We start from the raw sequence: 8,018 nt of genomic DNA on the forward strand, positions 1-8,018 counted from the left end.
TCGGTGCGGGCGAGCCACCCGCCATCCACCAGCGCCCTTCGCAACAGCAGGTGGTCGCCCAGGCATTCCTGGGCGCGCAGCCGCTGGTTGAGCTCGCGCTCGCTCCAGCGCTGCCGTGCCGGCAACCGCGACCACAGCACCCAGAGGCACACCTCGCGGTGGCTGTGCTTCTTCGGCCAGCGCTGCAGGCAGCCGGCGTCATCGAAATAGCGCCGCCATTGCTCGACACGGCGAAAGTCCACCACCGCCTCGGGTTCGGCCCCACGCGTCAATCGCGTCTCGGCCTGATGGCTGGCACGCAGCGCCTGATAGTTGCGGAAGCCCACCGCACGGGCGAGCAGGTTGAGCAGTTCGACATGACCGGGGCGCTCCGGCGAGTCGTCGAGCTGGCGCGCCAGCGATTTCGCCAGGGCCGAGATATCGGGAGCGTGGTAGGGCAAGCGTTGCCTGGACACAGTGCAATCCTCGTTGCGTGCCAAGACCTCGCGAGGAGGTTACCGGGGGTCGCCATTCCGATGCGGCACGGGGAAAGTGTGTCGGATCATCAAGGATGCGGGGAACCGCGCGGCAGGTTTAGCGCTCTCCATACGGAGGCGGCGACGCCTGGGTGAACTGCCGACCGGCGGCCAGCATAGGCCTGTCGCACCGCCCGGGACAAGCCCCGTGTCATCCCACGAGGCTGGTATAGGCTTGCCGGGAGGGATTATTTCGAACAAGGAGTTGCTCGTGAAAGCTCTTGCTGCCGCCGGACTGCTGCTGGCGCTCTGCGCCGCGCAGACCGCGTACGCCGGGGACTGGCAGGTCTGCCAGCTGGAAGTGGAAATCACCCGGGCACTGAAACTGCCTGTGCGGGGTCTGGAGGGCCGGGTGGAGTCGGCCAAGCCGCACGCGGCAGGCACCCAGTGCCCGAGTCCGGGCGAGCTCATCGCCTTCGAACCGGAAAGCGCCGACTGGCAGAGCCGCATCCCGCGCAAGCATTGGCCCGAGCCAGGGCAGCGGGTGTGGATGCGCTACCAGTACCTGGACGGCATCTGCAAGGGCGACGGCAACAGCCGGCCGTGCCGGATCGAGCATTATCCGATGGGGTGGTGACGGGCGCGCATGGCAGGGAGCGCACTTATCGCGGACGATGCCGGCCCCACCGCGCGCCCCCACAAAAAATATCCCCCGTCTGGGTTTACGTCACCCGCGAGATATTTCGCGTTTGACGGGGGAGTGCAGCGCCATGCGGTTCGCGAGCAAGCTCGCTCCTACGAAGATCGCGCCGGCGTTTGGGCGGAACTGTAGGAGCGAGCTTGCTCGCGAACCGTCGCAGCGCCGAGGTTGCAGGCGGAACACCGTGAAGGCCCGCTCTTACCGGTCAGCCGCGCACCAGCCCTTCCATCGCTTCGCGCAGCCGCGCCGGAATCGACACCGGCCGGTTGCTCGCCCGATCCACGAAGACATGCACGAACCTGCCCGCCGCGCAGGCCAGTTCATCGCCCTCGCGGAAGATCGCCAGCTCGTACTGCACCGAGCTGTTGCCCAGCTTGCCGACCCGCAGGCCGACTTCGATCCGCTCGGGGAAGGCCACCGGCGCGAAGTAGTCGCAGCTGGAACTGACCACGAAGCCCACCACCTCGCCGTCGTGGATATCCAGGCCACCGCGCTGGATCAGGTAGGTGTTCACTGCGGTGTCGAAGAAGCCGTAGTAGGTCACGTTGTTCACGTGGCCATAGATGTCGTTGTCATGCCAGCGCGTGGTAATCGGCTGGAAGTGCGCGTAGTCGGCGCGGCTGGGGTGCTGTTCGCTCATCGGATTCTCAGAAGGCGGCTCGGTAGATGGCCAGCGCGTCGTTCTCGCTGACTTCGCGGGGATTATTCACCAGCAGGCGCTGCTGCAGCATCGCATCGGCGGCCAGTTGCGGCAGGCTGCTCTCCGGCACGCCGGCATCGCGCAGGCGCGACGGCAGGCCGCTGCGCGGGCTGAGGTTGGCCAGTTCGGCGATGAACTGTTCGGTGCGGTCGGCATCGCCGCGCAGGCGTTCGCCCAGCAGCAACGGCGCCAGTTCGGCGTACAGCGGGCCGGCGCTGGGCGCATTGAAGCGGATCACCTCGGGCAGCACCAGCGCGTTGCTCAGGCCGTGGGGAATGTGGAAATGCCCGCCCAGCGGGTAGGCCAGCGCGTGCACAGCGGCCACCGGGGCGTTGGCGAACGCCTGACCCGCCAGGCAGGCGCCCAGCAGCATGGCCTGGCGCGCCTCGCGATTGCCGCCGTTGTGCACCGCTTCGTCGAGGTTCAGTGCCAGCAGGCGCAGGGCCTCGCGGGCCAGCAGGTCGGACAGCGGGTTCTTCTTCAACTTGCTGGTGTACGCCTCGATGGCGTGGACCATGGCGTCGATGCCGGTGGCAGCAGTGACTGCCGGCGGCAGGCCGAGGGTGAGGTCGGCGTCGAGCACCGCGAGATCAGGCAGCAGGTGCGGGCTGACCACGCCCATCTTGGTGGTCTCGCCGGTGGTGACGATGGCGATGGGCGTCACTTCCGAGCCGGTGCCGGCGGTGGTCGGCACCTGGATCAGCGGCAGGCGCGGACCGCGGGCATTGCCGACGCCGAAGACGTCCTTCAGCTCCTGTGCGGCCAGCGGATGCGCCAGCAGGGCCACCAGCTTGGCGACGTCCATCGAGCTGCCGCCGCCGAACCCGACCACCAGCTGCGCGGCCATCCGCCGCGCCTGCTCGGTGGCATCCAGCACGATGCTTTCCGGCGGGTCGGCCAGCACCTGGTCGAAGACTTCCACCGCCACGCCGGCCGAAGCGAAGCCGGGCAGCACGCCGTCGAGCATGTTCAGGCGGGTGATGCCGGGGTCGGTGACGATGAGCACGCGCTGGGCGCCGCGTTCGCGGCAGAGTTCACCCAGGCGGGCGGCGGAACCACTTTCGCAGAGAATCTGCGCGGTGGTGGCGAAGCTGAAAGGCTGCATGACGGTCCCCGGTCTTGTCGTTGTACGGCGGAAAATCCGTTGGCCTGCTAGATGGCCAGCTGGGGCAGCATAGCAACGCGGGGCATACCCATGAAACCTTGTACCGCCAGGCGAAACAGTTATTCACAGAATGAATGCTGCGGGCATGCGTCGTTTCGTGGTCGTAGGGAAACATCTGTCCTCGGGCCACCCTCTCCCCCGCCCTCTCCCTTCAGGGAGAGGGTTAGGGAGAGGGAAACCCAGGCACGGGGTATCAGAGAAAGGCCATAGCCCGGCGATGCAAGCCACACGAAAACAAAAAAAGCCGGCATTGCGCCGGCCTTTTCTTCATCGAGGGCAGGTCACACAGCGACCGGCGCCTTGATGTGCGGGTGGGCTTCATAGCCGACCAGTTCGAAGTCCTCGAAGCGGAAGTCGAACAGGTCCTTCACCTCGGGGTTGATCTTCATGGCGGGCAGCGGCAGCGGCTGGCGGGTCAGCTGCAGGTCGGCCTGTTCCAGGTGGTTGGCGTACAGGTGGCAGTCGCCGCCGGTCCAGATGAACTCGCCCGGTTGCAGCCCGGCGACCTGCGCGACCATCAGGGTCAGCAGCGCGTAGCTGGCGATGTTGAAGGGCACGCCGAGGAAGATGTCGGCCGAGCGCTGGTACAGCTGGCAGCTGAGCTTGCCGTCGGCCACATAGAACTGGAACAGCGCGTGGCACGGCGGCAGGGCCATTTCGTCGATCAGCGCAGGGTTCCACGCGGAGACGATCAGCCGGCGCGAGTCCGGGTTGTTCTTCAGCATCTCCATCAGGTTGGCGATCTGGTCGATGTGGCGGCCGTCCGGCGCCGGCCAGGAGCGCCACTGGTAGCCGTAGACCGGGCCCAGGTCGCCGTTCTCGTCGGCCCATTCGTCCCAGATCGAGACGCCGTTTTCCTTCAGGTAGGCGATGTTGGTCGAACCTTTGAGGAACCACAGCAGCTCATGGACGATCGATTTGAGGTGGCACTTCTTGGTGGTCACCAGCGGGAAGCCCTCGGCGAGGTCGAAACGCATCTGGTGGCCGAACACGCTGTAGGTGCCGGTGCCGGTGCGGTCGCTCTTGAAGGTGCCGTGTTCGCGCACGTGGCGCATGAGGTCGAGGTACTGTTTCATCGCTGCGGTTCCACCCGAAAGCCGGTCGGTGAGGCTCTGCGTCGCGGCTCCGGGGTGAGCCGCCGGCAGAACGTTTCGCCCGGCAGAATCTGAACAAGCCGCAATACTAAGGGCCTGGGCCCGGTATCGCCACCCTGGCCGACCAACACCCGATCCGAGCGGCGACAGACCGCGCTCACCCACCGTTTCGCCCGTTGCAGGAGAGGTCGTCATGTCCGAGGCACAGCTGCCCGCCTTCCCCCTTTCGCGCCGCCGCTTGCTGGCGGTGGCCTGTGCCGGCGCCGCGCTGGGCGGCGTGCTCCTCAGCCCCGCCGCGCGCACCTGGGCAGCGCTGACACCGCAAGCGGAGAAGGAGCTGGAAAGCTTCATGACCCTGTCCCAGCGCCTGACCGGGCGCAGCAACCTCGACCCGCGCATCGGCCAGCGCCTGTTCCAGGCTCTGGCACAGCGCGACACCGCGCTCAAGCAGAGCCTGGCCGAGCTGCTCGAACGCCTGGGCGACGCCCCGGACAGCTGGAGCGAGCGCCAGCAATGGCTGGCCCGGCAGATCCTCGGCGGCTGGTACCTGGGACAAATCGGCGATGACACCAGCGCCACGGTCGTCACCTACGAACAGGCACTGATGTTCCGTGCGGTGGACGACGTGCTGGTGATCCGCAGCTATTGCCCGAACAAGCCGGGCTTCTGGGCGGCGCAGCCCACCGAACGGGGGGCCTGAAGATGGCGCAGACGCAACGCGCGGATTTCGTGGTGGTCGGCTCCGGCGTGGCCGGCGCACTGGTCGCCCATCAGCTGGCCCTGGCCGGCAAGGACGTGCTCATTCTCGAAGCCGGCCCGCGCATGGGCCGTTGGGAAATCGTCGAGCGCTTCCGCAACCAGGCGGACAAGTCCGACAACCAGGCGCCCTACCCGTCCAGCTCCCACGCGCCGCACCCGCAATTCAAGCCGGACAACCACTACCTGATCCAGAAGGGCGAACACCCCTACGACGTGCAGTACATCCGCGCCGTGGGGGGCACCACCTGGCACTGGGCGGCGTCCGCCTGGCGCTTCCTGCCCAACGATTTCAAGCTGCGCAGCCTCTACGGCGTGGGCCGCGACTGGCCCATCGAATATGCCGAGCTGGAGCCCTGGTACCAGCGCGCCGAGGAAGAGCTGGGCGTCTGGGGCCCGGTCGACGAGGAACTCGACTCGCCGCGCAGCCAGCCCTACCCGATGCCGCCGCTGCCGCTGTCGTGGAACGAGCAGCGCATCAAGACCCTGCTCAACGCCAACGGCTACCGCGTGGTCACCGAACCGGTGGCGCGCAACAGCCGACCCTACGATGGCCGCCCGACCTGCTGCGGCAACAACAACTGCATGCCGATCTGCCCCATCGGCGCCATGTACAACGGCATCGTCCACGTCGACAAGGCCGAGGCCGCCGGCGCCCGGCTGATCGACAACGCCGTGGTGTTCAAGCTGGAGAAAGGCGAGGCCGGCAGGATAGTCGCAGCGCTGTACAAGGACCCGCAGGGCAACGAAGTGCGCGTCGAGGGCGACACCTTCATCCTCGCCGCCAACGGCATCGAGACGCCCAAGCTGATGCTCATGTCCGAGGTCGGCAACAGCTCGGACATGGTCGGCCGCAACCTCATGGACCACCCCGGCACTGCCGTGCAGTTCTATGCCGACGAGAAGCTCTGGCCGGGGCGCGGGCCGCAGGAGATGACTTCCATGGTCGGCTTCCGCGACGGCGCCTTCCGCAGCGAATACGCGTCGAAGAAGATCCACCTGTCCAACCTTTCGCGCACCGACCAGGTGGCCGCCGAGCTGATCCGCCACGGACCGTTGCTGCTGGGCCATGACCTGGAGGCGAAGATCCGCGACCGCGCCGCGCGCTTCGTGCGTTTCGACAGCTTCCACGAAATCCTCCCGCACCCGGAGAACCGTATCGTGCCCAGCGCCACCGAGCGCGATGCGGTGGGCATCCCCAAGCCCGAATTCACCTATGCAATGGACGACTACGTGCGCAGGAGCGCGGTGCACACCCGCGAGGTCTATGCCCACGCCGCCCAGCTGCTGGGCGGCGAAGAGGTGCAGTTCATCGACAACTTCGCCAACAACAACCACATCACCGGCACGCTGCTGATGGGAGCCGATCCGAAGGATTCGGTGGTGGACTCCCAATGCCGCACCCATGACCATCCCAACCTGTTCATCGCCAGCAGCGGCGTGATGCCCACCGTCGGCTCGGTGAACTGCACCCTGACCATCGCCGCCCTGGCCCTGCGCCTGGCCGAGCACCTGAAGCGGGAGGCCAAGGCATGAAGCGATTCCTGCTGCTCGCCCTGCTGGCCGCGCCGCTGGCCTGCCAGGCTGCCAACGCGCTGGACCCGGCGCCGGCGGAACTGCTGCAACGCGGCGAATACCTGGCCCGCGCCGGCGACTGCGCGGCCTGCCACACCGCGCCGGGCGGCAAGCCCTTCGCGGGCGGCATGCCGTTGGCCACTCCGCTGGGTGCTGTGTACTCCACCAACATCACCCCCGACCCGAAGACCGGCATCGGCAGCTACAGCTTCGACGACTTTTCCCGTGCCGTGCGCGAGGGCGTGGCCAAGGGCGGCACCCGGCTCTACCCGGCGATGCCCTACACCGCCTACGCGAAGATCACCGACGAGGACATGAAGGCGCTCTACGCCTGGTTCCTCGAAGGCGGCGTGCAGGCCGTGGCGCAGCCCAACCAGGATTCCGACATCGCCTGGCCGCTGGACATGCGCTGGCCACTGGCGATCTGGAACCTGCTGTTCCACGACGACAAGGTCTACCAGAACAACCCGAAACAGAGCCCGGCCTGGAACCGCGGCGCCTACCTGGTCCAGGGCCTGGCCCACTGCGGCACCTGCCACACGCCGCGCGGCATGGCGTTCCAGGAGAAGGCGACGGACGAGCGCGGTACCGGCTTCCTCGCCGGCGCCGCGCTGGGCGGCTGGTACGCCTTCAACATCACCCCGGATACCCACAGCGGCATCGGCGGCTGGAGCGACGCGGAGATCGTCCAGTACCTCAGGAGCGGCCGCGTACCGGGCAAGGCCCAGGCCGCAGGCCCCATGGCCGAGGCGGTGGAGCACAGCTTCCAGTACATGACCGACGCCGACCTGCAGGCCATCGCCAGCTACCTGCGCAGCGTGCCGGCGGTCAGCGACGGCGAGCGCAAGGCGCGCTTCGCCTGGGGCGAGCCGGCGGACGATGTGGCCACCCTGCGCGGCCAGGACTTCGCCGCCCGGCAGCACGACGACGGCGCGCGCCTGTACCTGGGCAACTGCGCCAGCTGCCATTCCTGGAGCGGCGAAGGGGTGAAGGACGGTTACTACCCGATGCTGCTGAAGAACAGCGCAGTGGGCGCCCTGCAGCCGGACAACCTGGTGCAGGTGGTGCTCGGCGGCGTGCACCGCAAGGTCGGCAACGACGACGTGTTCATGCCGGGCTTTGCCGGCACGCTGAACGACGAGCAGATCGCGACCCTGGTCAACTACCTCACCGCGCAATTCGGCAATCCCGAGTTGAAGGTCGACAGCGCACGGGTCGCGGAGATTCGCCAGCCCTGAGACCGGTCCAAGCGTTCCGCCGTAGGGCGCGTAACCTGGAACAGGTTATCTGCCGAACTCACAACCACAACGGCGGATAACGCTGGCGCGTTATGCGCCCTACGAAAAAGCGGGCCGGGAGCCCTGGCAAGCAGCCCCGACTGCGAGCGCTGCGCGTTGACAGCCAGCCGCCCCTCGCCGAAGCTGCGCCGGCTTGCCAGAGAACAACGGAAGTCCCATGCCACAGCCCAAGCTGCCCGCCTCCCGCCCGACGCCCCGCCCTCGCCGCGCCTGGCTGGCAGCCTGCGCCGGGGTGCTGCTGGCGGTGACCCTCGGCCTTGGGTGGTGGGTGGACC

At 67.6% G+C, this 8,018-nt stretch carries 8 protein-coding genes; 4 read left to right on the forward strand and 4 right to left on the reverse strand.

Going from position 1 to position 8,018, the window contains the following annotated elements; translation table 11 throughout:
* Positions 1-455: DUF2087 domain-containing protein (locus tag ACCC94_RS25530; protein ID WP_413352416.1), on the reverse strand; the 455-nt coding region annotated here is incomplete at its 3' end.
* A gap of 271 nt (positions 456-726) precedes the next feature.
* Between ACCC94_RS25530 and ACCC94_RS25535 the strand changes: the two genes are divergently transcribed.
* The gene (locus ACCC94_RS25535) at positions 727-1,092 is read left to right on the forward strand and encodes a hypothetical protein (RefSeq protein WP_413352417.1); all 366 of its coding nucleotides are present in this window, start codon (positions 727-729) and stop codon (positions 1,090-1,092) included.
* Between the two features lie 268 nt (positions 1,093-1,360).
* Here the strand turns inward: ACCC94_RS25535 and ACCC94_RS25540 are convergent, their stop codons facing one another.
* From ACCC94_RS25540 to ACCC94_RS25550, 3 genes are all read right to left on the reverse strand, one after another.
* The gene (locus ACCC94_RS25540) at positions 1,361-1,795 is read right to left on the reverse strand and encodes an acyl-CoA thioesterase (protein ID WP_413352418.1); all 435 of its coding nucleotides are present in this window, start codon (positions 1,793-1,795) and stop codon (positions 1,361-1,363) included.
* A 7-nt stretch (positions 1,796-1,802) separates the two neighbouring features.
* Complete coding sequence (locus ACCC94_RS25545; protein ID WP_413352419.1) at positions 1,803-2,960, reverse strand: iron-containing alcohol dehydrogenase; 1,158 nt, start codon at positions 2,958-2,960, stop codon at positions 1,803-1,805.
* A 341-nt stretch (positions 2,961-3,301) separates the two neighbouring features.
* Complete coding sequence (locus ACCC94_RS25550) at positions 3,302-4,096, reverse strand: thymidylate synthase (protein WP_413352420.1); 795 nt, start codon at positions 4,094-4,096, stop codon at positions 3,302-3,304.
* Positions 4,097-4,307: 211 nt separating this feature from the next.
* Here ACCC94_RS25550 and ACCC94_RS25555 point away from each other — a divergent pair, with 211 nt between their 5' ends.
* The 3 genes from ACCC94_RS25555 to ACCC94_RS25565 are packed head-to-tail and all read left to right on the forward strand — an operon-like array spanning position 4,308 to position 7,683.
* Positions 4,308-4,814: a sugar dehydrogenase complex small subunit gene (locus ACCC94_RS25555; protein ID WP_413352421.1), complete on the forward strand. Its 507-nt coding sequence runs from the start codon at positions 4,308-4,310 to the stop codon at positions 4,812-4,814.
* Positions 4,815-4,816: 2 nt separating this feature from the next.
* Positions 4,817-6,406 (forward strand): GMC family oxidoreductase, encoded by a 1,590-nt coding sequence (locus ACCC94_RS25560; RefSeq protein WP_413352422.1) that lies wholly within the window; start codon positions 4,817-4,819, stop codon positions 6,404-6,406.
* Positions 6,403-7,683, forward strand: coding sequence for a cytochrome c (locus ACCC94_RS25565; RefSeq protein ID WP_413352423.1), 1,281 nt, complete (start codon positions 6,403-6,405; stop codon positions 7,681-7,683). Before ACCC94_RS25560 ends, ACCC94_RS25565 begins: the two co-directional genes overlap by 4 nt.
* The last annotated feature ends 335 nt before the right edge of the window (positions 7,684-8,018 follow it).

The sequence above is a fragment of the Pseudomonas sp. Pseusp97 genome (genome assembly GCF_047304025.1).
Lineage (GTDB): Bacteria > Pseudomonadota > Gammaproteobacteria > Pseudomonadales > Pseudomonadaceae > Pseudomonas.

Coding starts and splice junctions, on each gene's coding strand:
- ACCC94_RS25540 (WP_413352418.1), bottom strand. CDS start 1,795: ATGAGCGAACAGCACCCCAGCCGCGCCGACTACGCGCACTTCCAGCCG.
- ACCC94_RS25545 (WP_413352419.1), bottom strand. CDS start 2,960: ATGCAGCCTTTCAGCTTCGCCACCACCGCGCAGATTCTCTGCGAAAGT.
- ACCC94_RS25550 (WP_413352420.1), bottom strand. CDS start 4,096: ATGAAACAGTACCTCGACCTCATGCGCCACGTGCGCGAACACGGCACC.
- ACCC94_RS25555 (WP_413352421.1), top strand. CDS start 4,308: ATGTCCGAGGCACAGCTGCCCGCCTTCCCCCTTTCGCGCCGCCGCTTG.
- ACCC94_RS25560 (WP_413352422.1), top strand. CDS start 4,817: ATGGCGCAGACGCAACGCGCGGATTTCGTGGTGGTCGGCTCCGGCGTG.
- ACCC94_RS25565 (WP_413352423.1), top strand. CDS start 6,403: ATGAAGCGATTCCTGCTGCTCGCCCTGCTGGCCGCGCCGCTGGCCTGC.